Annotated in this window: 24 protein-coding genes and 1 tRNA gene; 13 read left to right on the top strand and 12 right to left on the bottom strand. The window is 62.0% G+C overall.

The annotated features are described in order from the left end of the window. Window positions 1-68 precede the first annotated feature (68 nt). Window positions 69-692 (top strand): rod-determining factor RdfA, encoded by a 624-nt coding sequence (gene rdfA, locus BSG09_RS05715; protein ID WP_092931051.1) that lies wholly within the window; start codon window positions 69-71, stop codon window positions 690-692. A 64-nt stretch (window positions 693-756) separates the two neighbouring features. Beyond that, window positions 757-2,709, top strand: a complete 1,953-nt coding sequence (locus BSG09_RS05710) for an archaea-specific SMC-related protein (protein ID WP_092931049.1) — start codon at window positions 757-759, stop codon at window positions 2,707-2,709. A 30-nt stretch (window positions 2,710-2,739) separates the two neighbouring features. On the opposite strand, the gene BSG09_RS05705 is transcribed toward BSG09_RS05710, so the two are convergent. The 3 genes from BSG09_RS05705 to BSG09_RS05695 all read right to left on the bottom strand — a co-directional run bounded on the left by BSG09_RS05705 (window position 2,740) and on the right by BSG09_RS05695 (window position 4,577). Next, window positions 2,740-3,300, bottom strand: a complete 561-nt coding sequence (locus tag BSG09_RS05705; RefSeq protein WP_092931047.1) for a hypothetical protein — start codon at window positions 3,298-3,300, stop codon at window positions 2,740-2,742. Window positions 3,301-3,374: 74 nt separating this feature from the next. Further along, complete coding sequence (locus BSG09_RS05700) at window positions 3,375-4,004, bottom strand: metal-dependent hydrolase (protein WP_092931045.1); 630 nt, start codon at window positions 4,002-4,004, stop codon at window positions 3,375-3,377. A 150-nt stretch (window positions 4,005-4,154) separates the two neighbouring features. Then, window positions 4,155-4,577, bottom strand: a complete 423-nt coding sequence (locus BSG09_RS05695) for a CBS domain-containing protein (RefSeq protein ID WP_092931043.1) — start codon at window positions 4,575-4,577, stop codon at window positions 4,155-4,157. A gap of 257 nt (window positions 4,578-4,834) precedes the next feature. On the opposite strand from BSG09_RS05695, the gene BSG09_RS21705 reads away from it, so the two are divergent. Then, window positions 4,835-4,969, top strand: a complete 135-nt coding sequence (locus tag BSG09_RS21705) for a rubrerythrin-like domain-containing protein (RefSeq protein WP_139246188.1) — start codon at window positions 4,835-4,837, stop codon at window positions 4,967-4,969. Window positions 4,970-5,358: 389 nt separating this feature from the next. Here the strand turns inward: BSG09_RS21705 and BSG09_RS05690 are convergent, their stop codons facing one another. Together BSG09_RS05690 and BSG09_RS05685 are read right to left on the bottom strand one after the other, a co-directional pair. Continuing rightward, window positions 5,359-5,778: a hypothetical protein gene (locus BSG09_RS05690; protein ID WP_092931041.1), complete on the bottom strand. Its 420-nt coding sequence runs from the start codon at window positions 5,776-5,778 to the stop codon at window positions 5,359-5,361. 122 nt (window positions 5,779-5,900) lie between these two features. Then, the gene (locus tag BSG09_RS05685) at window positions 5,901-6,146 is read right to left on the bottom strand and encodes a sulfurtransferase TusA family protein (RefSeq protein WP_092931039.1); all 246 of its coding nucleotides are present in this window, start codon (window positions 6,144-6,146) and stop codon (window positions 5,901-5,903) included. A 227-nt stretch (window positions 6,147-6,373) separates the two neighbouring features. Here BSG09_RS05685 and BSG09_RS05680 point away from each other — a divergent pair, with 227 nt between their 5' ends. The 4 genes from BSG09_RS05680 (at window position 6,374) to BSG09_RS05665 (ending at window position 12,872) form a co-directional block, all read left to right on the top strand. Then, window positions 6,374-7,567, top strand: coding sequence for an MBL fold metallo-hydrolase (locus BSG09_RS05680; RefSeq protein ID WP_092931037.1), 1,194 nt, complete (start codon window positions 6,374-6,376; stop codon window positions 7,565-7,567). 318 nt (window positions 7,568-7,885) lie between these two features. Next, window positions 7,886-10,459 carry a calcium-translocating P-type ATPase, PMCA-type gene (locus tag BSG09_RS05675; protein WP_092931035.1) on the top strand — a complete coding sequence of 858 codons (2,574 nt, stop codon included), beginning with the start codon at window positions 7,886-7,888 and terminating at the stop codon, window positions 10,457-10,459. Window positions 10,460-10,645: 186 nt separating this feature from the next. Next, a complete protein-coding gene (locus BSG09_RS05670; RefSeq protein ID WP_092931275.1) occupies window positions 10,646-11,290 on the top strand; it encodes a TMEM175 family protein in 645 nt (214 codons plus the stop codon). Window positions 11,291-11,480: 190 nt separating this feature from the next. Next, complete coding sequence (locus BSG09_RS05665) at window positions 11,481-12,872, top strand: TIGR00341 family protein (RefSeq protein WP_092931033.1); 1,392 nt, start codon at window positions 11,481-11,483, stop codon at window positions 12,870-12,872. Window positions 12,873-12,891: 19 nt separating this feature from the next. Here the strand turns inward: BSG09_RS05665 and BSG09_RS05660 are convergent, their stop codons facing one another. Further along, a complete protein-coding gene (locus BSG09_RS05660) occupies window positions 12,892-13,473 on the bottom strand; it encodes an HdeD family acid-resistance protein (RefSeq protein ID WP_092931031.1) in 582 nt (193 codons plus the stop codon). A gap of 167 nt (window positions 13,474-13,640) precedes the next feature. On the opposite strand from BSG09_RS05660, the gene BSG09_RS05655 reads away from it, so the two are divergent. Then, window positions 13,641-13,934, top strand: coding sequence for a DUF211 domain-containing protein (locus tag BSG09_RS05655; protein WP_092931029.1), 294 nt, complete (start codon window positions 13,641-13,643; stop codon window positions 13,932-13,934). A 12-nt stretch (window positions 13,935-13,946) separates the two neighbouring features. After that, window positions 13,947-14,516, top strand: a complete 570-nt coding sequence (locus BSG09_RS05650; protein ID WP_092931027.1) for a VIT1/CCC1 transporter family protein — start codon at window positions 13,947-13,949, stop codon at window positions 14,514-14,516. 24 nt (window positions 14,517-14,540) lie between these two features. On the opposite strand, the gene BSG09_RS05645 is transcribed toward BSG09_RS05650, so the two are convergent. After that, window positions 14,541-15,086, bottom strand: a complete 546-nt coding sequence (locus BSG09_RS05645; protein WP_092931025.1) for a DUF1684 domain-containing protein — start codon at window positions 15,084-15,086, stop codon at window positions 14,541-14,543. Window positions 15,087-15,243: 157 nt separating this feature from the next. On the opposite strand from BSG09_RS05645, the gene BSG09_RS05640 reads away from it, so the two are divergent. The 3 genes from BSG09_RS05640 (at window position 15,244) to BSG09_RS05630 (ending at window position 18,697) form a co-directional block, all read left to right on the top strand. After that, entirely contained in the window at window positions 15,244-16,137 is an 894-nt protein-coding gene (locus tag BSG09_RS05640) for an alpha/beta fold hydrolase (RefSeq protein WP_223174684.1), read from the top strand. Window positions 16,138-16,239: 102 nt separating this feature from the next. After that, on the top strand, window positions 16,240-16,881 hold the full coding sequence (locus tag BSG09_RS05635; RefSeq protein WP_092931271.1) for a helix-turn-helix domain-containing protein: 642 nt from the start codon (window positions 16,240-16,242) through the stop codon (window positions 16,879-16,881). Between the two features lie 175 nt (window positions 16,882-17,056). Then, complete coding sequence (locus BSG09_RS05630) at window positions 17,057-18,697, top strand: MFS transporter (RefSeq protein ID WP_092931269.1); 1,641 nt, start codon at window positions 17,057-17,059, stop codon at window positions 18,695-18,697. Between the two features lie 321 nt (window positions 18,698-19,018). On the opposite strand, the gene BSG09_RS05625 is transcribed toward BSG09_RS05630, so the two are convergent. Together BSG09_RS05625 and BSG09_RS05620 are read right to left on the bottom strand one after the other, a co-directional pair. Next, a tRNA-Val gene (locus BSG09_RS05625) sits at window positions 19,019-19,093 on the bottom strand. 504 nt (window positions 19,094-19,597) lie between these two features. Beyond that, window positions 19,598-20,131, bottom strand: a complete 534-nt coding sequence (locus BSG09_RS05620; RefSeq protein WP_092931023.1) for a cob(I)yrinic acid a,c-diamide adenosyltransferase — start codon at window positions 20,129-20,131, stop codon at window positions 19,598-19,600. Window positions 20,132-20,263: 132 nt separating this feature from the next. Between BSG09_RS05620 and BSG09_RS20675 the strand changes: the two genes are divergently transcribed. Next, complete coding sequence (locus tag BSG09_RS20675; protein ID WP_008012739.1) at window positions 20,264-20,440, top strand: DUF7838 family putative zinc beta-ribbon protein; 177 nt, start codon at window positions 20,264-20,266, stop codon at window positions 20,438-20,440. Window positions 20,441-20,505: 65 nt separating this feature from the next. Here the strand turns inward: BSG09_RS20675 and gcvPB are convergent, their stop codons facing one another. From gcvPB to BSG09_RS05605, 3 genes are all read right to left on the bottom strand, one after another. Next, window positions 20,506-22,032, bottom strand: a complete 1,527-nt coding sequence (gcvPB, locus tag BSG09_RS05615) for an aminomethyl-transferring glycine dehydrogenase subunit GcvPB (RefSeq protein ID WP_092931021.1) — start codon at window positions 22,030-22,032, stop codon at window positions 20,506-20,508. Beyond that, window positions 22,029-23,366: an aminomethyl-transferring glycine dehydrogenase subunit GcvPA gene (gene gcvPA / locus BSG09_RS05610; RefSeq protein WP_092931019.1), complete on the bottom strand. Its 1,338-nt coding sequence runs from the start codon at window positions 23,364-23,366 to the stop codon at window positions 22,029-22,031. The genes gcvPB and gcvPA overlap by 4 nt, the downstream gene beginning before the upstream one ends. Before the next feature lie 246 nt (window positions 23,367-23,612). Further along, window positions 23,613-24,713: an AI-2E family transporter gene (locus BSG09_RS05605; protein ID WP_092931017.1), complete on the bottom strand. Its 1,101-nt coding sequence runs from the start codon at window positions 24,711-24,713 to the stop codon at window positions 23,613-23,615. Between the last annotated feature and the right edge of the window lie 257 nt (window positions 24,714-24,970).

The following is a 24,970-nucleotide window of genomic DNA, read 5'->3' as shown; positions in this document are numbered from 1 at the left end:
CGACTCAGAACGGCTGCGGCGGGCTCCTAACCACAACATTTGTACGACGGGCATCACTGTCATTCGGTATGATTGACGGCTCGAGTCGCCGCCAAACCAAAGTCGAGCGCGTGATAGACGAGTACGACCTCGAGTCGTGGGGTGACCGTCTCGAGGCGAAATGGGTCGGCGACGGGACGGAGCGAACGAGTCTTCGCGATCTTGCAGGCGAGTTCAACAGGGCGGTCCTTCGGGCAGCCGTCCGCGATGCTGGCGGCTCGATGCTCGAGTCCGACATCGACACCCTCTACCGGGCACTGACCGACGACGACGTGTCCCGTTCTGAGACGGTCAGAAAGCGCCGTGAACTGGAACGAACGGGCGTCGATATCGATGCGGTCAGTTCGGACTTCGTCACGCATCAAACGATCTATACGTACCTGACGAACGTCCGCGATGCATCGCTTCCCGAAGCGGACACCGAGGACCGACTCGAGCGAAAGACCGAGACCGTCCAGCGACTCGCCGGTCGAACGCAAGTCGTCACCGAATCCACGCTCGAGGAGTTAGGCAACGCAGGCGAGATCGCGGACCGAGACTACGAGGTATTTGTCGACGTCCGGACGATCTGTGGCAACTGTGGGGCTGATTACCCGATCGCGACACTGCTCGATCAGGGTGGCTGCGACTGTGAGATCGCCGACGGGTCGTAGCGTGGGGCGGCCAGGGTTCCTGTAACCAAATAACATTTATATTGGCCGGCGAGAACCATCGATCGTGTCATCTCCAGCGTCAGTCACCTCCTCGATCACCGTTCTGGCGGAGAATATCGGCGGTATCGACAGTACCGACGTCACACTCACACCCGGTGTAAACGTGTTGACTGGCCGGAACGCGACGAACCGAACGTCGTTTCTCCAGACGATCATGGCGGCGCTGGGGAGCCGTCAGCCCTCGCTCAAAGGAGACGCAGACGCCGGCCGCGTCGAACTGACACTCGACGGCTGGCAGTACACGCGCACACTCGAGCGGTGCAACGGCGAGGTCGTTTTTGACGGCGAGCCCTACCTCGACGATCCCGAACTTGCTGATCTCTTTGCCTTCCAACTCGAGTCCAACGAAGCACGTCGCGCCGTCAGAAGCGGTGACGACCTGCGCGAACTCATCATGCGCCCGGTCGATACAGACGAGATCGAGGCCGAAATCGACTCCCTCGAGGCTGAAAAACGCGACCTCGATGACCAGCTCGAACACCTCGCCCAGCTCGAAACCGAACTCCCCGGGCTCGAAGAAGAGCGAATCGCCCTCGACGACGAGATCGAGTCTGTAACTGACCGGATCTCCGCTCTCGAGACCGAACTCGACGAGTTCGACCTTGACATCGAGGCGAGCCGTGCCCGGAAAGACGCGATCGAGTCAGCGTTTGCCGACCTGCAGGCGGCGCGAACCGAACTCGAGTCAATCGAGTACGATCTCGAGACCGAGCGGGAGAGCTACGCCGAACTCGAAGCCGAACGCGACGACCTGCAAGCGGAACTGGCCGCCCTCGATGATGAGCAGACGTCGCCGGACCGACTCGAGGGACGGATTCAGGAGCTTCGCGCTCGGAAGCGGTCGCTCGATACGACCGTCAGCGAACTGCAGAGTGTGATCCGGTTCAACGAGGACCGTCTCACAGACGATGGCTTCGAGATCGAACTCGAGGAAGCAGCCGACTCGGAGACCGAGACTGACGGCGACATCACTGAGCAACTCCTCGCCGACGACGACGTCGTCTGCTGGACGTGTGGCTCACACGTCGATCGTGACCGAATCGAGTCGACGCTCGAGCGGCTCCGGTCGCTCCGCCACCACAAACTCGAGGAACGGAGCGAGTTGCAGGCACAGATCGACGACCTCACGAGCCGCCGGAAAGCGCTTCGCGAGCGATCACAACGACGGGGCGAGCTCGAAACGCGACTCTCGGCGATCGAGGACGATCTCGAGCGCCGACAGCAGCGCATCGAGGAGCTCGAGGCCGAACGCGACGAACAGCGAGCCCGTATCGATGAGCTCGAATCGGACGCTGACACGTTCGAGAACGCCGAGTATAGCGACATCATCGAGACCCACCGCGAACTGAATCGTCTCGAACTCGAACGCGAAAATCTCGAGGCCGAACGCGACGAGGTGCAGGCCCGAATCGACGATATCGAGACCACACTGGCAGACCGGCGCGACCTCGAGGATCGGCGCGAGACCGTCGAGGAAGCCCTCACCGAGTGTCGGACCCGCGTCGACCGACTCGAAGAAACCGCCGTCGATGCGTTCAACGAGCACATGGACTCGATTCTTTCGCTGCTCGAGTACGAGAACCTCGATCGTATCTGGATCGACCGCCGCGAGAAGACGGTTCGTGAGGGTCGTCAGACGGTCACGAAAACGGCGTTCGATCTACACATCATCCGATCGACCGCGGATGGGACGAGCTACGAGGACACGATCGATCACCTCTCGGAGAGCGAGCGCGAGGTCACGGGCCTGGTCGTTGCACTTGCCGGCTATCTGGTTCACGATGTCTACGACGTCGTTCCGTTCATGCTGCTCGATTCGCTCGAGGCAATCGACTCGGATCGGATCGCCGCCCTCGTCGAATACCTTGAGGACTACGCCGACTGTCTCGTCGTCGCCTTGCTCCGCGAGGACGCCGAAGCGCTTCCGGACTCGTATTCGTACGTACAGGAGATCTAGGTCACATCACGCCGCCGAAGGGTGTCCGTGCTACTCGTCGGTCTCAGTCAGGTTCTCGAGGAAGGCGTCGCCGAGGAGAACGACCAACAGCGCGCCGACGAGGTCGAACACGAGATCAAGGGCGGTGTCGACTTTCCCGTAGGAGACGAGCAGTGGTTCCCAGCCGAGGTGGTTGGCCGTCGCGTGGACGATATACTCGCCGATCTCCCAGAGGACGCCGGCGCAGGCGACGACACCGACGACTCGAGGGTGGGGCTCGCGATCGTTCCGACGGGCCGCAGCAAAGGTCAGGCCGCCAAGCAGCGTCGCCGAGTGGGTGTGTGTCATATGGTCCCACCACCAGACATCGTCGTAGGGACCGAGCATGCCGATAGCGTGGGTGAGCATCGCGCTGTTGAGATACACGCGTTGCCACGGCCGGAAGGTCACATCGTATCGGCGTTCGAAGTGGCCGGGAAGATACGTCGCCACAAGCGCGATGAGTGCGTTGACGACCGCGCCCGGGTCCCGCTGACGGTACCCGACAGCGACCACGGCGAGAAGCGAATATCGGATGCCACGTTCGGCCTCTTTCGCTACCGAGGTCTGCATGTGTTTGCTCACAGGTTACAGCCGAAACTGATAATACTTCCGACAGAAACGCACCGACGCTGCCGTTCGATCGATCACTCGACGTAATCAGGGACGTACCGGGTGGGCAGCCGCGCAAGCATGTGATCCGGAATCGCTTGGAGCAGATAGCCCGCGATCAGCACTTCCGCGATCGCCGGGAGCAGCCGTCGCACGGCGGTATAGACGATCCCGATCAGCACGGCTGTGCCGACGATCACGCGGAGCGTGCCGTCGAGCGCGACCAGCAGCGGGACGGCGACGACCACCGAGAGGACCAGATCCTCGGGTGCGCCGTCGTACCGAATCCACCGTCGCGGTGCGAGCCATCGGTCGTGGTAATGGTTGTAGACGGCCCGGCTCGAGGTCGCTTCCCACGGCCGGAGCTCGAGTCCGCCGCCGAAGACGTCCATCACGCTGTGAGCTGCCGCGCCGAGGAGTCCCATCGCTGCAGCGATCGTCGCCGTCGTCGGGACGAGCGCGGCGACCGGTGCTGCCACGGCGGCGAGTGCCGAGTAGTAGACCGGATAGTGCAGCGTCTTTCGGTGGCCGATGTACATATCCAGATCCGGAATGAGGCCACCGAGCAACCCTGCAGTGAGCGCAATGTCGGCGTGCTCGGGGACGGCGACTGCGACGGGGAGTGCAAGCGCAAGTCCGACGAGCACGTGCGTTGGCAGCATCATTGTGTTACATTACAGGCGACACAACCCTTTGAGTATGTCGGTTACAATGCCATGTCGACACTAACCATGGGGGTACTCACATCGCTGCCGACGTGTTGGCATACCGGAGTTGTTGGGCTGGTGGATCGGTCAACTGGACCCGCTGTCGACTCAGTATGGTGGTCGCTGTTGCCGGATGACGCCCGCGAGCTCCTGTTGTTCGTCCGCGAGGAGTTCGTTGAGGTCGTCGATCGTAATGATGCCCGTCAGCGTGCCGTCCGAGTCCGTCACGGGAAGCCGTCGAACGCCGTGTTCGCTCATCAGTTCAGTGGCGTGGTAGAAGCCCGCGCGATCTTCGATCGTACACAGGTCCTTCGACATCACGTCTTCGGCGACGGCCTTGCCCGGATCGGTTCCGGACGCGAGGATTTGCATCACTAGATCGCGGTCGGTCACGATCCCGACCGGCGCGTCGTCGTCGGTAATCACGATACAGCCAACGCCCTCGTCTTGCATCGTCGCTGCGAGTTCCTGAATCGATTCGTCGGGTGCAGCGGTGACAATGTCGCTCCGAGCGAGATTCTGGACTGGCATAGGTGACTCACTCGTCGGTCCCACGACCAGTAGCATAATCCCTCGCAGCTATCAACGTTCCAACCTGATCGACGGTCCTCTCTTCCGGTCGCACGCACCTCCTCAGACCGTGGCTCACCGTATCTGGTCCGCAACGGCGTAGCGATCAGTTATGCGCTCGAGTACGGGACTCTCAGCTAGTCGCGGCCGGGAAGATCTGACAGGACGACTGACGGAGCTTTTATCTGGTTGTATGTAGTAGTTTTGTCGTGGTAAGTATGGGCTCGAGCACATCGAAACGGGAAAACCTGTACGAATGTATGGTCTGTGGAGCACGAACGAAAGCACGTCATCAAGCCGCCTGTGCGCACTGTGCGGGAGAGATGCAGAACCTCAGCAATACGCGGGAGTGAGGGCAGAGCGATCGCTCGTCGCCCGATGTGTGACCTGCGTCCTATGCCGATACGCGCATGCGGCTCCGTCCGCTGTGTCGGGCGGTGATGGACTATTCCGACGGCCAACCGTGTCGCTCCGTCCGGAGCTATTCTTTGACGAACTCGTTGACATTGTGAAAGAGGATGGCGACGGTCACCAGCGACGTCATCAGATAGATCCGAAGCGGGGTGGGTCGCCGATCGACGCACCGAGGATACCGCCCGTGATGCCGACGACGGTCAGCGCGATGACCGCCAGCCCGATGACGACGCCCGGTAGCCCGTCTCAGACGGACTCCTGTCAGTCAGTTCGGTGGGCCCGCGACCCGCACTGCGGTCCCACCGGGAACTCGTGACAGCAGACCGTCTCAGTCGTCGATCTCACGCGTGGCCGCCTGCGAGAGGTACGCCGCTAGGATCGCGGTATGGATCGTCCGCAGATCCGCCTCTTGAATCGTTGCCGCCGCCTGAAAGCGTTCGCGGGCGTTCGCGACCGCCTGTGGCTCGGCAGCGAGATACGCGAGGTCGAACGCGTCGGCGTCGACTTCGCGGGCAGTTTCGAAGGCCGCCCTGTCGTAGAGGTCGGCAAATTCGGTGACGAGGTCTGAGACGAGCCTGTCGGTCGCGTCAGCACCCGGATCACCCACGGGGATCGTCGACTCCGACGGGTCGAAGTAGCTCTCGTAGTCGACGACGCCAGCCGCTTCGTACAGGTAGTCGGCGAGCGCGTCGAACACGTTCTGAGAGACGTAGACACCGAACAACTTGTACCGATCGTCGGCAGTCATCACATCGGGGTTCTGTGCCGAGACCCATCAAACGTCGCCTTCGACGTCGCCTTCGATCCCGTCTCGCGCAAGCGCATGCGGAACTGTCCGGCGTTGACAGCGTCGATGTCCCGCCGCGCCGCTTAGGCCGTCTTCTTGACGTAGTGTTTGTAGACGTCGCCGTCCTCGACTTGCTCGAGCAACTCAACGCCGTCCGTGCCAGTCGCCCAGCCGTCGAGGTCGCTCATGCTTCCCGAGTCCGTGGCGACTACCTCGAGGACCTCGCCCTCGGCGAGGTCGTCGATGGCAGACTTCGTCTGGACAACCGGCATGGGACACGATGCACCTTTCACGTCGAGCGTCTCCGCGATCTGGTATTCCGAACTCATAGTTTGTGTGCTCTCTTGGAGCTATTTCACAATATTGGCCATGGATTCAAAAGGCCATCGATTCTTGCAGAGTATACAAACAACTGCCCAACCCACGCGCTCGATATATGGTGTATTCAGACACAGCGTTCCCTTTGACCCACTATTTGGCGGCACGGTATTGTGCAATAGTCGAAAAACTATGCAAAGCTTTATGTGGGACGGGCCGGTACTCGTTGGTGTACACAATGGACGACATGGACTTTCCAACCCCAGACGTCGAGGTCGAATCGATCACCCCCAGCGAACTCAAAGCGAGCATCGATGCGGGCGAGGACGTAACGCTCCTCGACGTGCGCGCCCAATCGGAGTACGAGGAGTGGCACATCGATGGCGACAGCGTCGAGTCGATCAACATCCCCTACTTCGAGTTCCTCGAGGACGAGATCGACGAGGACGTTCTTGCACAGATTCCCGACGACCGTGACGTGACGGTCCTCTGTGCGAAGGGTGGCTCGAGCGAGTTCGTCGCGGCCACGCTCAAAGATCGTGGCTACGACGCAAACCAGCTCGAGGACGGGATGAACGGCTGGGCGCGGATTTACGAGCGCGTCGAAGTGTCCGACTACGATGGCGCGGGCACACTCTACCAGTACCAGCGTCCTTCCTCGGGCTGTCTGGGCTACCTCGTCGTCGACGGTGACGAGGCAGCCGTTATCGACCCGCTACGTGCGTTCACGGATCGCTACCTCACCGACGCTGAGGAACTCGGCGTCGACCTGAAATACGCGATCGACACGCACATTCACGCCGACCACATCTCCGGCGTGCGTGCACTCGACGCCGTCGGTGTCGAGGGTGTCATCCCCGGGGCCTCGGTCCAGCGTGGCGTCACCTACGCTGACGACGTCACTCTCGCAGAGGACGGCGACGAGTTCGAGGTCGGCGACGCCACCATCGAGACGGTCTCCACGCCCGGGCACACCTCCGGCATGACCTCGTACCTCGTCGACGACTCGCTGCTGGCGACCGGCGACGGCCTCTTCATCGAAAGCGTCGCCCGCCCCGACCTCGAGGAAGGTGACGACGGCGCACCCGAAGCCGCTGCGCAACTCTACGAGAGCCTGCAGGAGCGTGTCCTTTCGCTGCCCGACGAGACGCTCATCGGTGGCGCACACTTCAGCGACGCTGCCGAACCTGCCGCCGACGGCACCTACACGGCACCGATCGGCCAGCTCGAGGAGGAGATGGATGCGCTCACGATGGACGAAGACGACTTCGTCGAACTCATCCTCTCGGATATGCCCCCACGGCCGGCCAACTACGAGGACATCATTCCGACGAACCTCGGCCAGCAGGAGGCTGACGACGACGAAGCATTCGAACTCGAGCTCGGCCCGAACAACTGTGCCGCCAGTCAGGAATCGCTCGCTGGCGACTAAGCGGAGCCGATCGACGCCAGTTCGTCCGATCACCTCTCGAATCGTCCGTGGTGATCCATCCCCTGCGATCGAGTGAATCGGCTGTTTAGCCGGTGACTCGAGCGGTCCATGCTCCCGAATCCTCGCTTCGCGGTTCGTGCGATCGTAGTTGTCGCGAGTAATGCGGCGTTTTTATGTTACATTATAATACGGGGTGAGTACAGCACCCTCTTCTACCGGTGTCTTCCCATACTCGCTTCGCTCATTTGGCCGCAGCTCGGTATTCCGGCGTCGCTGCCCGGGGTATGCCTATAGGGTTTGCGCTGGAAGACCGAGGCGATGGCCGATCCGCCACACGAGCAGCCGTGGTCACGGGTTCTCGAGGATCTCGAGTCGAACCCCAACGGACTGACGAGCGACGAGGTGCGCCGGCGACGGGAGGAGTACGGTGCGAACGATATCATCGAAGGCGGCGGGCGGACACCGGTCGACATTTTTATCGCTCAGTTCGACAGCGTCCTGATCTGGGTGCTGATCGTTGCGGCCGTGCTTTCGGTCTGGGCGGACCACACTGTCGACGCAGTGCTGATCGGCATTATCGTCATCGCAAACGGGATCTTCGGCTTCGTCCAGGACTACCGGGCCGAGCGAAGCCTCGAGTCGCTACGTGAACTGGCTGCGCCGACGGCAACCGTCCGCCGAGACGGCGAGGTCGTCGAGATCGATGCCCAGGAAATCGTCCCCGGCGATATCGTTGTCTTACGTGGCGGCGACGTCGTCCCCGCCGACGGTCGGTTGCTCGAGGAGACCGACCTTCAGGTCGACGAGGCGGCACTGACTGGCGAGAGCGTGCCGGTCTCGAAGGCAACCGCACCGGTCGAGTCGGAGACGCCGATCGCAGAGCGGACGAGTATGGTCTATAAGGGAACGAACGTCACCCGCGGCAAGGGTGTGGCTGTCATTACCGAGACCGGAATGGAGACGGCGGTCGGTGCGATTGCCCGTGAACTCGCCATGACTGAGGAGACGCAGACGCCGTTACAGACCGAGCTCGATCAGCTGGGTCGCATGCTCGGCGGCGGTGTACTCGTCCTTTCTGCACTGGTTGCCCCGCTGTTGCTCCTGCGCGGGACTGCTGCGATTCAGGCCGCGCTTACGGCCGTTTCGCTGGCTGTCGCCGCCATTCCAGAGGGGTTGCCGGCGGTGGTCACGCTTGCGCTCGCACTCGGCGTCCGGCGGATGTCCGACGAGAACGCACTCGTTCGTCGACTCCCGGCAGTAGAGGCGCTGGGTGCCGTCGACGTCGTCTGTACGGACAAGACCGGAACGCTCACGAAGGGCCAGATGACCGTCAGCAGACTCTGGGTCAACGACATGGCCCTCGACCTCGATCTCGACGGCAAGACAGGGGACACGCAACTCGCTGACCGTGAAGCCCTGCTCTTGCAAATTGGCGCACTCTGTAACGACGCGACGCTCGAGAGCGGTGATCCGACCGAGCAGGCCTTGCTCGAGGCGGCCGACCGTCACGGGTTCGATCTCGAGGACCTGCGGGACGAGTATCCCCGAACTGGCGAGGTGCCGTTTTCCTCGGATCGAAAGTGGATGGGGACCGTCCACGACGATATCGGCTACGTCAAAGGTGCGCCGGAGGTCGTCGTCGACCACTGTGACCGAATTCTGACAGCCGACGGGCCAGTGGCGCTGACCGACGCACGTCGCGATCGGATCGAGACGATGGTTCGCGAGTTCGGCGATGACGCGCTGCGTGTGCTGGCGATGGCCTACTATGAGGAGCCGGACGGTCCCGACGACCTCGCGGACGGGCTGACGTTCGTCGGACTAGCTGGCATGATCGATCCACCGCGAGAGGAAGTCGCCGACGCAATCGCAGCGACGGAACACGCCGGCATCGACGTGAAGATGGTGACTGGCGATAACGTCCGGACGGCCGGTGCGATCGCCAGCGGACTCGGGATCGGCGCTGAAGTGCTCACGGGACGGGAGATCGAACGGATGGACGACGAGGGGTTGCGCGAGCGCGTCGAGGCCGTCGACGTCTTCGCGCGTACGTCGCCAGAACACAAGGTGCGTATCCTGCAGGCGCTGCAAGACCGCGGTCACAACGTGGCGATGACTGGCGACGGCGTCAACGACGCACCGGCGCTGAAAAACGCCGACATCGGCGTCGCGATGGGGATCCGCGGGACTGACGTGGCCAGACAGGCCTCGGATATGGTCTTGCTCGACGACAACTACGCAACGATCGAGCGTGCGATCGAGCGCGGGCGAACGATCTTCGATAACATCTGGAAGTTCGTCGCCTACCTCCTCAGTGCGAACGTCGGTGAGGTGGCGCTCGTCTTCATCGCATCGCTGTATGGCTATCTCATCCTGCCTGCCGTGCAGTTGTTGTGGATCAACCTGGTGACCGACGGGCTGCCGGCGCTGGCGCTCGGGTCGGATCCGAAAAGTGAAGACGTGATGGACCGATCGCCACGCGACCGCGAGCAGGGGATCATCGGTCGCGCGATGCTCGTCATGATCGGCGGAATGGGTGCCGTGACCACAATCGTCCTCCTCGCACTCATGTTCTACACCCTCGAGGGAGCTCCCGCCGTCACCCCTCGCACGATGACGCTCGTGTTCACCGGTTTTGTCTTCCTCGAACTCGTCGGGCTCTACGTCATCCGATGGTTGCGCGAGACGCCGGTGCTATCGAACAACTGGCTCACGGCGTCCGTCGCGGTCTCGATCCTGCTGCACCTCTCGGTGCTGTATACCCCGCTCTCCCAGTATTTCGGGACGGTGCCACTCGATGTGGCTGACTGGGGTCTCATCGCTGTCGTCCTTGCCGTCTGTCTGCCGGGGTATCTCGGGGTTGCCGTCCTCGTCAGGCGTATGCAGGACTGAGCACGGTTTAGAACGGCTGAACGACCGCCGATGTCAGGAATACAGCGCCGTGACACGCGAGTCGTGATTCGGATCGCGTCGTTCGGGTATCGATCAGGAACTCGAGCGGCTCGGTCTCGAGACGGTCAGATGCCGGGCAGTCGGTGACATCCAGTAGCTATGCCGGTCGACGCCGTACTGTTCGATATGCAGCAGCTCTTTCGACGAGACGCCGACGAAACGGATCGACTCATTGCGCTGAGCGACGGTGTGATCGCGATCGCGATCACGCTGTTAGTGCTCGAAATCACGGTCCCGACCGTCCCGGCGGGCAGTTCGCTGTCGATTCTTCCTGAGCTCGTCATGGAGCAGTGGGACGAGTTCGTCGGCTACGTGTTGAGTTTTCTGATCATCGGGCTCTACTGGATGCTTCATCGTCACGTCTTCGTCCACATCGAACAGCACGATCGAGGCCTTCTCTGGCTCAATCTCTTGTTTTTGCTGATGGTCGCGTTCGTTCCGTACGGGACGAGTCTGTTCACCACCTATCCGAATCAGTTCGGGATCTCAGTCTACGCAGGGGTGTTGGCACTGACCGGACTCAGTCTTGCGCTCCTGTGGAACTACGCGTCACGGCAGGATCTCTTGGAGGAGGGGCTCACGTCTCGGATCGTGCTCGTTCAGGAAGCTCGGTTTCTCGCCTCACCACTGGTGTTTATCCTCTCGATCGCTGTTGCGGCAGTCGATCCGACACTGGCTGTTCTCACCTGGGGGCTCCTGCTTCCGATAAACGCCATGTTACAGTCACGGCTCGTCGATAGTCTGGAGCAGGCATCGCAACAGCCTCAGTGAGTGTTCATCACTGGGTTTGGGACACTTGACGGTTGAGATGCGTCCGGATCGGCGTCTGGCAAACAAGGGCAAGCGTTTCTTGGACTGAAAGCGGCCACGAAACGACTTCTACGCGTCGCTTTGCTCGCTCTCGGTCGAGGGTTGTGTTATCGCGTTTATGATTTATGGGTGCGGTCGTCGTACCGTCCCTATGCGGCTCGTGCAGGTGTTGATTCCGGAGGGGAACCGCGATTCGGTCATAGCGGCATTGGACGAACAGGAACTCGACTACGCTATCTTCGAGGAGACGGGCCGAGGCGAGTTCGAGGCGATGGTGCAGTTCCCAGTGCCACCGACCGGCGTCGAACCAGTCCTCGACAACCTGCGAGCCGCCGGCGTCAGTGAGAGCGCGTACACCATCGTGTTGCCGACCGAGACTGTTGTCTCTACGCGGCTACAGGCGCTGGAGGCGCTCTATCCCGGGGATCGACTCTCGCGCGATGAATTGAAGGCGAACGCAGAGAGTCTCGCACCGGAACTCGCGACGTATTTCTCGTTCATCGTGCTCAGTACCGTCATCGCCACGGGAGGGTTGTTGCTCGACTCCTCAGCGACGATCATCGGTGCGATGGTCGTCGCGCCGCTGATGGGGCCGGCGATCACCGCAAGCGCCGGCAGCGTGCTGGCGGATCGCGAACTGGCGACTCGAGGCGTCGCGCTACAGATCACCGGCCTTCTGCTTGCGATCGCCGTCGCCGCCGTGCTCGGGTGGCTGCTCAAGGGAACGGTAATCGTCCCACCCGGAACCGACATCCGGACGATTCCACAGGTCGCAGAGCGGACGAGCCCTGGTTTCCTCTCGCTGTTTATCGCGTTCGGCTCGGGAATCGCCGGTGCGATCAGCGTCTCGCGTGGTTCCGGGTCGACGCTCGTGGGCGTTGCGATCGCGGTCGCGCTCATCCCACCCGCGGCGACGGCGGGACTCGGCATCGCGTGGGGATACGCCGGGGTGGCCGGGAGCGCCGCGGTGCTGGTGTTGGTCAATCTCCTGGCGATCAACCTCTCTGCGCTGGTGATCTTCTGGTCCAGTGGATACCGGCCCGAAGTGACGGACCAACATGGTGCTGTGCGCGCCTCGGTTCTCAAGCGCGTCGCGGTGCTCGTCGTCGCGCTCGTCGGGCTGTCGGTCGTGCTCGGACTGGTCACGTACGGGTCCTATCAGACGTCGACGTTCGAGCACCAGGCGACCGCCGAAACGGAACAGTTCTTCGACCAGTCCGAGTTCTCAGAATACGAACTCGAGAGCGTCGAAGTTGACTACGACTCCCAAGACATTATCCTCGGAGACGACCCGACCGTCTCGGTCATCGTCGGACGGCCGAGTGATGCAGCTGTTCCACCGGATATCGCGGACCGCCTCGATGGGCGTCTCGAGGAAACGACCGGTCAGAACGTTGCCGTTCGGGTCGGATTCGTCATCGGGCAGGAGTCCGAACCGATTCCGCCGACGACCGGGACCTCGACGAGTGCGATGACGATCAGTGCGCCTCGTGCGGAGCGGCCGTTCGCGCCGGTCGATCTGGACGGGTCAGGCGGCCCCTGAAAAACGGTCGGCGATCGATTCACGCTGCAGTGGCCGATTCGTCACTGATGACGCGCCGCTCGGCCGAGCCGACAGACAGCAATGCGACGCCACTGACGACCAGGTTGACGCCAAGCAACACCCCGATCGCCCACAGTGCAGTCGACGGCCAGCCGGCCCAGAGCAAGCCGGCCAGCAAGAGTCCGATCACGCCGCTGACGGCGATCCACAGCCCGTTGGCTTCACGTGGCATGCTCAGCCCGGCGACGATCTCGAAGATCCCCGCGACGAACAGGTACGCGATCACGAGCAGCGTCAGCGTCGTCAGTCCGAGTACTGGGTTCGCCAGCAGGCTGATCCCTGCGATGACGTAAATCACCGCGAGGATCAACTGGACCAAACTGGCAGTCCAGCCGGGCACCGAGAACGCGTGGGCAACGTGGGCGAAGCCGCCGATCACGAGCAATGCACCGAGGAGCAACGACACCGATACGCCGGTGACGAACGGGAACAGGATCGCGAGCACGCCAAGGACGGCCAGCAAGACCCCACCGCCGGCAGGGACTCGCCAGTCGTGATCGGAATCGATACCAGTCGAATGGTCCGCTACAGTGTCTGCCATTGTCTCTCACCCACTATAAGATACGACGCTGCCATCCGTAAACACCAGTTCTCTCCGACTAGTAGCTCTCTCGAGGCGACCTGTCACAGAATTTTTCCGTCGTTGGGACAGTCCGTCCGGCTCCATCGGCCCTCGTCACTAAGGTCATCGAGCGAGACTGATACAGCATGGCAGCCCCGATACGACGGCTCGTTCTCGATGTGATGAAGCCACACGAACCCGACATTCTCGAGTTCGCCCAGTTCGTCGCTGACAGTGACGGAATCGCCGGCGTCAACGTCGCGCTGATCGAGACCGATCGCGTCGTCCAGAATTTGAAGGTGACGCTCGAGGGTGAAGACATCGATGCAGTCGCTGTCGAGGACGCTATCGCCGACCTCGGCGGCACCGTCCACTCGATCGACGCCGTCGTCTGTGGGACACGCATGGTCGACGACCACGAAACGCCACAGGACCCCTGATAGTTTCGAGCCGTGACTGCTATTCGCACGCTACTCGAGGACGAGGACGTCAGGTCGATCTCGCGACGGTACTTCATTTCCAACGGGTTCGACGGCACGCTGACGGCCATCGGGGTCGTCGTCGGCGCGTACCTGTCGGGGATCGACGACGGATTGACCGTCGTGACGATCGGGCTCGGCGCGGCCGTCGGGCTGGGTACCTCCGGTGTCTGGAGCGTTTGGGAGATCGAACGCGCAGAGAAACAGGCCGAGCTGCTGCGGATCGAACAGGCCATGCTAACCGATCTCGAGGACACGGAACTCCAGCAACGACGAACAGGTGCTCGAAAGATCAACGCGGTCGCCAGCGGCATCGGCCCGCTGATCGGCATTATCCTGCCGCTGTTACCGTTTCTTGCACACAACGTCTTTTTCTCGCTGCTCGAGGCGACGCTGGTCGCGGTCGGAATCGGCGTGACCGTCCTGTTTACGTTCGGCGCGTATCTCGGCTCGATCTCGAAGCAAAACTGGGTCGTCGCCGGCGTCCGGATGGGGCTTGCGGGGATCGTCGTCGCGTTTCTCAATCTGTTCCTACCTGGCTGACCGCAACGCGGCCGCGACAGCCGGTCAGTGATCCCCGTAGTCCTTCTCGCCGGCCTCGATCGGCACCTCGAGCCAGTTGTCCATTGGCGGCAGCGGACACTCGTATTGGTCGGAGTAGGCACACGTCGGGTTGTACGCCTCGTTGAAATCGAGGACCCAGTCGCTGTCGCTCGTCCGGTGGCTGTCGACTTCGAGATCGAGATACCGGCCGGCCCCGTAGGTCTCGTCGCCGCTGGTCGCGTCTCGGAAGGGCACCCACAGGCGGTCGTCGTCGGGTTCGGATTTGTAGGCCTGCAGCGTCACGTCCTCGCCGTCGACGGTAAACTGGAACTCGCCCCACTCGAGGTACTCCTGTTCGCCATCCGTGCTCGTTCCGACGGTGATCCCCTCGGGGTCGTCGTACTCCTGAAGCGGGAGTTCGAACCGATACTCCTCGTCGATGGGATAGTACTCGAGGCCGTCGAACGACTCGCGTTCGTCCGGCGAGAGCGGTGAGTGTGGATGCTCGCCGAAGTACTGATTTTTCTGTTCGCGCTGGGTCTCGATCGCGTCGCGCCAGTCGGCTGCCATCTGTACTATCTGGTACGGGTTCGACACATATGGTTCATCGGGCGACGTGAGTTGGTCGCTCTCGACTGGGCGCTGCAGGGGCGCTTGATTTCCTTACATAAATACCCGCATTGATCCGGCAGCACTCACACACGATAGCGGTGAGTATCGACGAGTGATGTCACAGTTGGCCGCCGATCCGTCTCACCGGGACCCAGCCCGTGGCAGCCGTCAGCTGACGACCACGTCGCTGGACGAGGATCGCCAGGTTGCCTATACCGAATACGGCTGTTCGGATGGCGTCCCGGTCGTCTTTCTCCACGGAACACCCGGCTCCCGCCGACTGGGAACACTCTTCGAGACGGTCGCACAGAAACAGGGGATTCGATTACTTGCGTTCGAGAGACCCGGCTATGGCCGCTCGACACCGTGGCCGTCACGCTCGTTGCGTGACGCCGGCACGGTCGTCAGCACCGTCCTCGACGACGCAAACGTCAAGCGCGCGGGTCTCGTCGCCTTTTCAGGCGGTGGACCACACGCACTCGCGACTGCTGTGACACGACCGGCTCGTGTCACCCGCGTCGATATCGTTTCGGGAGCTGTGCCACCCGACGTCAGCGAGGCCCAACCCGCGACACAGCGGCTACTCGCAGGCTTGGCGACGAGGACGCCCACCCTACTTCGTGGCCTCTTCCGGGGCCAGGCGTGGCTCGCCGCTCGGCTCGATCCGTCGCTCGTCGTCTCCCAGTACACGGCAGCTGGGGGCACAGCGTCGGTACCGGACGACACTGCGGCGATCGTGCAGGCGGATTTCGTCACCGCGTTCGCCCGGCACCGAAGCGGGGCCGTCACCGACGTCCGCAATACGGCGTCCGACTGGGGGGTTAATTTGGATGACCTCGAGCCCGACGTATGCTTCTGGCACGGCGAGAACGACACGAACGTCCCGATCGACGGCGTTCGCCGCCTTGCGGCACAACTCCCGACCGCGCAGTTACGGGTTCTCGACGATGCTGATCACCTGCAGACGCTCCTTCGAGCCGTTCCCGAGGTGTTACCCGCACACCGATGACGTGATCGAGATCCCAACTCGTTCTCGTCGACCGGCCTGCACCCAGGGTTGGAAATCACCGTGATTGATATGTCGCTCGAGCGAAACTCGGGTACCGGCGCGATGAAACGCGTTCAGTTCTCGGTCACGTACCCGGATCGGTTCGTGCACCCACTTCAACAGCGGCTCATGGAGACGCAGATATCGCGAGCCGAGTTACTGATGTGGAGTCCGACGGACGACGCAACAACCCTGTTTTGGTGTGACGGCAATCGAGAGGCAACCGAACAGCTCGTCACGGGGCTCGACTCGCTGCTCGTGAGTACCGCTGTCGACGTCTCCGATGGCACCTGCGTGTTTCTCCAGCAGGCCGACTACGAGTTTTCGCCGGCCATTCTCGAGACAATCGCGGATGCAGCGGTGATTTTCCTCCCGCCCGTCGTCTTTCTCGAGACTGGCGAAGTACAGTTCGAGGCGGCCGGCGAATCGGCGGCGCTCAGCACGTTCTACGAGGATCTCTCCGACCTCGGCGTGGTCACCGTCGAGCAGGTCCACGCGTTCGAACGCCGATCCACGCCGTCGGCGCTGACCGATCGCCAGCGAGCCGCCCTCGAGGCCGCTGTCTCGGTCGGCTACTACGAGGTTCCGCGGAACGGTACCGTCGCGGATGTCGCGGCGGTTCTCGAGTGTTCCTCGAGTACGGCCGGGGAACTGCTGCGAAAGGCAGAAGCGGCTGTGGTGACTGGGTTTCTCGAGCGGCGGTAACGGGCGAAGGACCAGACATGATCTTTGACGCTCGGTAGCTACCCAGGTCCACGCTATTTGGGGCTGAAAAGTGTGAGACTACTGTATGCCCCCAGATGGGTCTCCTTCCAACGGGAGTTCTCGTTTCTCTACGGACTTCAAAGCGAGAGTGAAATACTGGGCCCCAGCAATCGCCGTGAGTCTGACGACGTTCCTCATCGTCATCAATGCCTCCCTGATGAACGTGGCGATCCCCACGATGGTGGACGAGTTTGATACCTCGGTCACCGTGATTCAGGGGGCGGTTGCCCTCTACTCGCTGGTGATCGCTGCGCTGATTCTCCCGGCCGGGACGCTGCCATCTCGACATAGTCGGAGACGTATCATGGCAGTCGCACTGATCGTCTACGCCGGTGGGACGCTGGTGGCGGCGATTAGCTGGAATACAACGATTCTCTATCTCGGCTGGGCATTCATCGAGGGGGCCGCTGCCGCTGTGTTATATCCCCTGACATACACTGAATTGAGAGTCAGTTACGACGGCAATGATCGGGCGACGGCGTTCGGGCTGTTGGCTGGTGTAAGCGGGGTTGGAGGAACGCTTGGACCGATTATCGGTGGCGCACTCACCACGTACGCAAGTTGGCGGTGGGGATTTGCGATCCAACTCCTCGGTGTGGCGGTTATTCTCTTCTTCGTTCAGTATATGAGTTCGAACCCACTGTCGGAAACACGCAGTTCGTTAGATAAAGGTGGGACAGTGCTGTCCATCGTCGGTTCGACGTCGCTCGTCATTGGATTCCTTCTCAGTGGGAAGTATGGGTGGCTCCTCGAACGGCGGCCGTTCGCCATCGGCGGCGTGCAGTTCAACCCGTTCGGGACATCGCCGGCGATCTGGTTTCTCGGGCTCGGGTTCCTTGCGTTTGCTGCGTTCATTCAATACGAGCGCCGGCTGCAACGTGCTGGGACGTCACCGCTCGTTCCGCTGCACGTCCTGACGAACCGCCCCTTTGTATCCGGTGTTATCACATACAATATTCGAGCAATAATCTCGGCTGGCTTCTTTTTTATCTTCCCAGTCTATCTCCAGGCCGTACTGGGATACACCGCCTTTGAGACTGGGGTCGCGTTGTTACCGTATTCTCTCGCGTCGATTCTTTTTGCGACGTTTACACCCAACTGGCGGCAATACATCTCACCAAAGACGCTGATCCAGGCCGGGATCGTGTGTCTGGGCGTTGGACTGGTGCTATTGTACGAGCAGACAGGCCCCGAACAAACTATCAGCAGCATGGCGATCCCAATGGCGCTGTATGGAGCCGGTGTCGGGCTCGTCCTCGCACAGATATCCAATATGACAATGTCGGCTGTCCCGACCGCAGACTCCGCCGAGGCATCCGGCGTCCTAAACGTGAGCACTTCGATCGGCTACTCCTTGGGGACAGCAGTCGTTGGCTCGTATTTTCTCGGCCAGTTCTATGGGAGTGTCGTCGATGGCGTTCTCCGAGCAGAACACGTGACCGTTTCAACGGACCGACGAAATGAGCTGGTGATCGCGCTCGAGGATGCCGTCGAGACAGCGACCGACGCCACCCAACAACAGTTCCTGAATCAACTCACGCCGACCCAACGCCAGTTGCTTGAGGGGATCTTTGAGGCTGCGATGTTCGACGCGCAACGGGCAGGGCTGCTCCTCTTGGTACTTTTCGTGTTGCTCCTGCTCGTCGCATCCACGTTCCTGCCCCGGCAGATACCGGACGACGACGACCGAACCGATCACGCCGACTCACCGCAGGATGCAACACGTGAGGGTTCTGAAAGAGCTACGGAGGACTAACCGAACACCTCGGTTCGAGCTGTTATCTGTTCGGTTGGGTTCGTGTGGCTCGAGCGGTCTCTGATGGCTCTCAATTGATGGACTCAGGACGGTATCGGCTGTGATACGGACTCCCGTCCGTTGACTGCAGAAACTGAACAAGGGGTTGGGGCAGATTTGAACCACGCCGAGACGTGCTCGTGGTTCGAGAGAGCGAAGCTCTCTCGTCATCACGAAAGACGCGAAGCGTCTTTCGAACGACTACGCTGCGCGCGACTCGTCTAGTTCAAACTACCCAACGTGACGAATTTGCTGCTCGCGTAGTGCTCGCAGCAAAAGTAGTGGGTTGGGGCAGATTTGAACTGCCGACTTCCTCCGTGTGAAGGAGGTATCATAACCGGACTAGATCACCAACCCGCACGAAACCGTTCCCGTCCGTTCGACTTAAGACTTCCTTTCATCGATCGTCGGCGCACACGCTCGAGCGGCATCCCTTCATACGGTCGCGTGCGCTCCTGACTGTCTTCCGGGCGCGCGTTTCGGTGCGGTGCTCGAGTGCGCACACGCGGCCGACGCGGGTGGGGTTGCGACCAGGCACCTGGCCGAGCTGAGTGCGAACCCAGTCTGTGAGCCGTGCTCGATATGCAGCCACGCCGAGTCAGGAATGAGTGGCGGCTCGCCGCAGATAGTATCGGCTGTCATGGAAGGGTTTGTTCGTGTGGTGTGTTGTCGTATGGGGTCGAGTGAGAATGCGGTCTTTCCGTGGACAACAGAATTGGTAGGCAACGGTAACGAGTGGTGTGATTCGAGCCCGTCGAAGGAGTCATATGGCGAGACGTCGGGCTACGCGCTCACCGTCTGTCCGTCCTAAAATCCGCCGCGATCCGCTCGTTCCGGTACTGGAAAACCCGTGGGCGGGCGTTAGTAGTCCGGTGCGTCTTCTGGTTCGCCGTCGCGTGCGTTGACGACCCGCGCCAGTGTGAACAGTCCGTCCGAGAGCCGATTGAGGTACTGGATCGCATCCTCGTTGATCTGTTCTTCCATGCCGAGCGAGACTGCTCGTCGCTCCGCGCGTCGACAGACGGTACGAGCGTGGTGGAGCGCCGCGCCGTGGTCGCTGCCAGTTGGCAGGATAAACGAGGTCAGCGGCTCGAGTTCGTCGTCGTACGCATCGATCCACTCCTCGACGGTCTCGACGTGGGCGGGCCGAATCACGGGATCGTCCTCGTCAGGGTTGGGGTTTGCGAAGTCCGCCTGCACGACGTGGAGGTGGTTCTGAATCGTCGCCAACTTCTCGTTGATATCGTCGTGATCGGTCGGCCGGATCGTCCCGATCAGTGCGTTGAGTTCGTCGACGGTGCCGTACGCTTCGATGCGGGCGCTGGCCTTCGAGACGCGGGTCATATCGCGGAGGTCGGTCTCCCCTTCGTCGCCGCGACCGGTGTAGATCGACATGGCTTGACCGACGGATGGCGGCCACTTAACTTTCGTGTCACCGGCACTGCCGCCGGTTCGGCTCCTCGAGCGACCGGCGCGAACCCCGCCGGAACCAGTACGTTAAACTCGCTTCGCTGGCTACCACCGGCCATGGCTCTGGAACTCGAACACGAGTGTCCCAACTGCGGGGAGGAGAAGACGTTTTACCGCGCCGCTAGCACGACGCTGCACCTCGGCGAGAAGGTCAAATGGCACTGCCCGGACTGTGACTACGGCTTCGTTCGCATCGGCGATAACGGGACTGCCGTCGACTCGAGTACCGCGTAATCCGATACTTCGTTTTTGCTCTCGGTCTCGAGACTGTCGTTCGGGCTGCGCCCGCAGTCTAGCGGCTACGAATCGTCACTAAGCGCCTGCCACGACAGCCGCGGATTTCGCGCCGCGCTGGTCTGGTCGATCCGGCGGGCGGTGGTCCGTTCCGGCGCGGCCTCGAGCGTGTCGTTGTCCTCGTCGGCGACGGCGTTGAACGCGGCGGCGAGGCGATCTAAGGTGTCCTTGCTCTCGACTTCCGTCGGTTCGGTCATCAGGGCCTCGGGGACGATTTCGGGCCACTTGGTCGTCGGCGGGTGGACGCCGTAGTCGAGCATCCGTTTCGCTACGTCGGCGGCGTCCTGTTCGCCGGCGCTGGCGACGAACTCGTGGTGGAACGGCCCGTAGGGGATGTCGTAGTCGAGCTGTTCGGCGAGGTAGTTCGCGTTGAGCACTGCAGAGGCGCTCGCATCTGCAAGCCCATCATCGCCGAGGCGGGCGATATAGGCGAAGGTCTTGATGAGGACCAGCCAGTTGCCGTCGAACCCGTGGACCTTGCCGATGGTGTGTTCGGGATCGAAGCGTTCGTAGACCGGCTCCCCCGACTGTGACGGCTCGGAGCGCTCGCGGACGCGAGGCGCGGGCAGGAACGGTGCCAGCTTCTCGACGACGCCGACCGGGCCTGCACCCGGCCCGCCGCCGCCGTGGGGCGTCGCGAACGTCTTGTGGACGTTGTAGTGCATCACGTCGAAGCCCATGTCGCCCGGGCGAGCACGGCCGAGCAAGGCGTTGAGATTCGCCCCGTCGTAGTAGAGCAGCCCGCCGACATCGTGGACCATGTCGGCGATCTCCGCAATATCGCGCTCGAAAAGCCCGAGCGTGTTTGGATTGGTCAGCATGAGTGCGGCCGTATTTTCCGAAAGGGCAGCCTCGAGCGCCTCGAGGTCGACTCGGCCCTCGTCGTCGCTGGGCAGGGAAACCACGTTGTAGCCGCCGAGTGCGGCGCTCGCGAAGTTGGTGCCGTGGGCGCTTTCGGGGACGATAACTTCGTCGCGGTGGCCCTCGCCGTTGTGTTCGTGGTAGGCCGCAGCGACGCGGATGCCGACGAACTCGCCGGCTGCGCCCGCGGGCGGCTGGAGCGTCACCGCGTCCATCCCACCGATCCGGCCAAGATAGTCCTGCAGCCGGTAGAGCAGCTCGAGCGTGCCCTGGACGGACGCTTCAGATCGGTCGGGGTGGACCGCCGCCGACGGCAGCGCGGCCACGTCCTCGGTGAACTTCGGGTTGTACTTCATCGTACACGACCCCAGCGGGTAGGGACCGCTGTCGATCCCGTAGATCATCTGGGAGAGGCGCGTGTAGTGGCGCGCCAGTTCGGGTTCGGAGAGTTCGGGTAACTCGAGGGCATCCCGCGTCAGATCGTCGGGCAGCGGTGAGTCGGTCGCCTCTCCATCGTCGCCGTTGCCGTCGTCTTCGCTACCGATTGTGATCCGAGTCAGGTCCTTCTCCGAGAGCAGCGGTTCGTACTCGCCGTTTTCGACGTACCGGGCCTGATCGTAGCGCGACTGTTCGGGTGTGGTGTCGCGGCCGTCGGATCCGTCGTCGCTCATCGTGCCACCTCCTCGAGCGCCTCGACGAACCGATCGAGTTCTTCGTCGGGAACGCCGGCCACGCAGAGCTGAATCTCGTGGTCGCCAACGACGTGGACCGCAAAGCCGAGCCGCTCGAGGTCTTCGGCAACGGCGCTTGCAGGCTGGTCGACGTGGGCGACGAACTCTCGGAAATGCCGGCGGTCGTGGACCGGCGCTTGCACGCCGACGATATCGTCGACGCGCTCCGCGAGGGCCTCTGCGCGCGTGACAGCGCGCTTTGCGAGGTTGACCATCCCGCTTGGCCCGAGGACGGCAGCGTGGATCGCCGTTCGCAGCGCGACCCAGGCCTGATTCGTACAGATGTTACTCGTCGCACGCTCCCGGCGGATGTGCTGTTCGCGCGTCTGGAGCGTGAGCGTAAACGCCCGGCGGTCGGTTGCGTCCTCGCTGACGCCGACCAGTCGGCCGGGAACCTGCCGGAGGTAGTCCTCCTTGGTGGCAAACAGCCCGAGTCCCATCCCGTAGCTCGTCGGGAGGCCGAGGACGCTCGCGTCACCGACGACGACGTCCGCACCGACGTCGGCGGGGCGCTCGAGCAGCGACAGCGCGATCGGATCCGAGCCAAGCGCGAAGAATGCGCCGACGTCCGCTGCGAGGTCACCGATCGCTCCCAGTTGTTCTTCGATCGTCCCGCGCACCGTTGGATTCTCGGCGTAAACCATGACGACGTCCTCGTCGACGGCCGCCTCGAGTCCCGCGAGGTCGACGTTCCCGTCGTCGACCGGGTACGTCTCGACGACGAGGTCAGTACCGGCGACGTAGTTCTCGAGTGTACTTTTCCGTTCCTCGCGCATGCGTTCGGGCACCAGCACCCGATGGCCCGAGGTGTTTCGCACGCGGTCGGCCAGTGTTGCGGCCTCGCCGAGTGCGGTCGCGGCGTCGTAGATCGAGCAGTTCGCGATCTCGAGGCCGGTTAACTCGACCAGTAGCGACTGGTACTCGAATAAGGCCTGCAGGAACCCCTGCGAGATCTCGGGCTGATACTGCGTATATGAGGTCAGAAACTCCGAGCGGTCCGCGAGGTGGTCGACCAGCGACGGGATGTAGTAGCCGTAGTGGCCGCGTCCGAGCAACTCGGTGCGGTCGTCATTTTGACCAAGCACCGAGCGCACCAGTCGTCGCGTCTCCCGCTCCGTTCGTGCGTCGATATCGAACTGCCCGTCGAACCTGACGGCAGCCGGAATGTCGAAGAGTTCCTCGACCGTCTCCGCGTCGACCGCCTCGAGCATCGCCGTGCGGTCCTCCGCCGTATGGGGAGCGTACGGACTCCCCGTGGTGTGTGACCCGTGCATGACTAGGGGTGGTCTCGACCGATCACGCCGTTCGATCCCCCGCATTGATCGAGCCGTTCGGTCCGAGACACGATATTGGCCTCTAGCGGATAGGGGATTATAAACGACGCGAGGCAACGATGCTGGTCTTCAGGCAGGACAGACAGCTAACACGGTAGGTGCCGATCAATCGGTTCTGAGATGCAGCAGGGCGGTCTCTCGGTGTGTCCGTCCATGTGGACTCCGCTTTATCGGTGCGCCGATCGGTTATCCGTCCGACTCGGTGTCTACGTCCGTCGCATCACTCGTCTCTGTCGGCTCGATATCATCCTCAGCGATCGGCTCACCGGTGTGGACACGAGCGAACGAATCGAGGACGAGTTTCGCGCCGCCGAGGACGACGGGACCGATAAAGAGGCCGACGGCTCCGAAAACGACGAGGCCGCCAAAGATGCCGACGACGACGATCGCGGAATTGAAGGCGCTGGTCCGACCGATCAGTGCGGGTCGGAGATACGAGTCCGAGAGGCTGACGACGAGCCCATAAACGGTAACTGCCGCGCCAGCGGTGAGCTGTCCGACCGCGACGAGATAGGCTGCAACCGGAATCCAGACACCGAACGCGCCGACCAGCGGCAGTAGCGTCAGGATGAACGTCGCGACGGTGAGAAAGATAACTGCGGGGACGCCGGCGATCGCCAGTCCGGCACCGAGCATCACCGCCTGGATAGCCGCGACAGCGACGTTTCCGACGACGGAAGCCCACATGAGCCGATCCAGCCCCGTCTGCAGTTCTGCCAGCACGTCGTCGTCGATCGGCAGTACCCACTGGAACCACGCGACGAGTTGCCGCCCATCCCGCAATAGCGCAAAGAGGACGAACAGCGTGATTGTCAGTCCAATGAAAATACTTGGCAGGCCGCCGACGATGTCGATCGCCCCCGTTGTGACCCCCTGCAGGCCGGCTGCGATCCGGTTTTGATTTGCTTCATACAGGGCGACGAGATCGACCGCGTACCCGTTCGTCTCGAGCACCTGTTCGACAGTCTCGACGTCGAGTTGCCCTTGTCTGATCGCACGGACGAGTCGAAGCGACTGTCGAATCGCGAGCAATATGACGTAGACGAGCGGGAGTAACACGACGAGCAACGTCGCCACCACCACTGCTATCGCTGCGACTGTCGGGCGGACGTATTGCTCGAGGCGGTGCTGGACGGGCAGCATGATATAGGCAAGAACGACACCGAAGAGGACGTACTGCAGATACGGCAGAAGCACGAACAGCGCGAGGAGACTGCTCACTAGTGCAAGCACGGTCAGTCCCGGCTGTTCGACGACCCATTCCGGCGGGCCGAGTCTGTCTGTCATAGGTGAGTATACCACATGCCTATAAATTAGTCCGTTGATACGAACGATCGTCGCGGCGGTCGGTCGGGACGTTCAGCAGGTGAATCGTTACGAGGTGTCTATTTCAGCGGAAATAGTTTCCTTAGCACCTTAGTAGGTCCCGAAAACATACAACAAATTACACGTCTATCTCCGCGAGAGCTACTGAACACGGTGGCCCCGTCTAGCGAGCTATCCCGTATACTGAACACAGTGAGAACGTCGCCGCTGACTCTGCC

Origin of the sequence: Natrinema hispanicum (assembly GCF_900111485.1) — an archaeon.
Classification (GTDB): domain Archaea; phylum Halobacteriota; class Halobacteria; order Halobacteriales; family Natrialbaceae; genus Natrinema; species Natrinema hispanicum_A.
This window is presented reverse-complemented; position numbering and strand designations above follow the sequence as displayed.

What these genes read in the sequence shown, in the direction of transcription:
- BSG09_RS05635 (WP_092931271.1), top strand. Translation starts at nt 16,240, where the DNA reads ATGAAACGCGTTCAGTTCTCGGTCACGTACCCGGATCGGTTCGTGCAC.
- BSG09_RS05670 (WP_092931275.1), top strand. Translation starts at nt 10,646, where the DNA reads ATGCAGCAGCTCTTTCGACGAGACGCCGACGAAACGGATCGACTCATT.
- BSG09_RS05605 (WP_092931017.1), bottom strand. Translation starts at nt 24,713, where the DNA reads ATGACAGACAGACTCGGCCCGCCGGAATGGGTCGTCGAACAGCCGGGA.
- rdfA (WP_092931051.1), top strand. Translation starts at nt 69, where the DNA reads ATGATTGACGGCTCGAGTCGCCGCCAAACCAAAGTCGAGCGCGTGATA.
- BSG09_RS05660 (WP_092931031.1), bottom strand. Translation starts at nt 13,473, where the DNA reads ATGGCAGACACTGTAGCGGACCATTCGACTGGTATCGATTCCGATCAC.
- BSG09_RS05680 (WP_092931037.1), top strand. Translation starts at nt 6,374, where the DNA reads ATGGACGACATGGACTTTCCAACCCCAGACGTCGAGGTCGAATCGATC.
- BSG09_RS20675 (WP_008012739.1), top strand. Translation starts at nt 20,264, where the DNA reads ATGGCTCTGGAACTCGAACACGAGTGTCCCAACTGCGGGGAGGAGAAG.
- BSG09_RS05620 (WP_092931023.1), bottom strand. Translation starts at nt 20,131, where the DNA reads ATGTCGATCTACACCGGTCGCGGCGACGAAGGGGAGACCGACCTCCGC.
- BSG09_RS05690 (WP_092931041.1), bottom strand. Translation starts at nt 5,778, where the DNA reads ATGACTGCCGACGATCGGTACAAGTTGTTCGGTGTCTACGTCTCTCAG.
- BSG09_RS05665 (WP_092931033.1), top strand. Translation starts at nt 11,481, where the DNA reads ATGCGGCTCGTGCAGGTGTTGATTCCGGAGGGGAACCGCGATTCGGTC.
- BSG09_RS05700 (WP_092931045.1), bottom strand. Translation starts at nt 4,004, where the DNA reads ATGATGCTGCCAACGCACGTGCTCGTCGGACTTGCGCTTGCACTCCCC.
- gcvPA (WP_092931019.1), bottom strand. Translation starts at nt 23,366, where the DNA reads ATGCACGGGTCACACACCACGGGGAGTCCGTACGCTCCCCATACGGCG.
- BSG09_RS05655 (WP_092931029.1), top strand. Translation starts at nt 13,641, where the DNA reads ATGGCAGCCCCGATACGACGGCTCGTTCTCGATGTGATGAAGCCACAC.
- BSG09_RS05645 (WP_092931025.1), bottom strand. Translation starts at nt 15,086, where the DNA reads ATGGCAGCCGACTGGCGCGACGCGATCGAGACCCAGCGCGAACAGAAA.
- BSG09_RS05685 (WP_092931039.1), bottom strand. Translation starts at nt 6,146, where the DNA reads ATGAGTTCGGAATACCAGATCGCGGAGACGCTCGACGTGAAAGGTGCA.
- gcvPB (WP_092931021.1), bottom strand. Translation starts at nt 22,032, where the DNA reads ATGAGCGACGACGGATCCGACGGCCGCGACACCACACCCGAACAGTCG.
- BSG09_RS05640 (WP_223174684.1), top strand. Translation starts at nt 15,244, where the DNA reads ATGTCACAGTTGGCCGCCGATCCGTCTCACCGGGACCCAGCCCGTGGC.
- BSG09_RS05705 (WP_092931047.1), bottom strand. Translation starts at nt 3,300, where the DNA reads ATGCAGACCTCGGTAGCGAAAGAGGCCGAACGTGGCATCCGATATTCG.
- BSG09_RS21705 (WP_139246188.1), top strand. Translation starts at nt 4,835, where the DNA reads ATGGGCTCGAGCACATCGAAACGGGAAAACCTGTACGAATGTATGGTC.
- BSG09_RS05695 (WP_092931043.1), bottom strand. Translation starts at nt 4,577, where the DNA reads ATGCCAGTCCAGAATCTCGCTCGGAGCGACATTGTCACCGCTGCACCC.
- BSG09_RS05675 (WP_092931035.1), top strand. Translation starts at nt 7,886, where the DNA reads ATGGCCGATCCGCCACACGAGCAGCCGTGGTCACGGGTTCTCGAGGAT.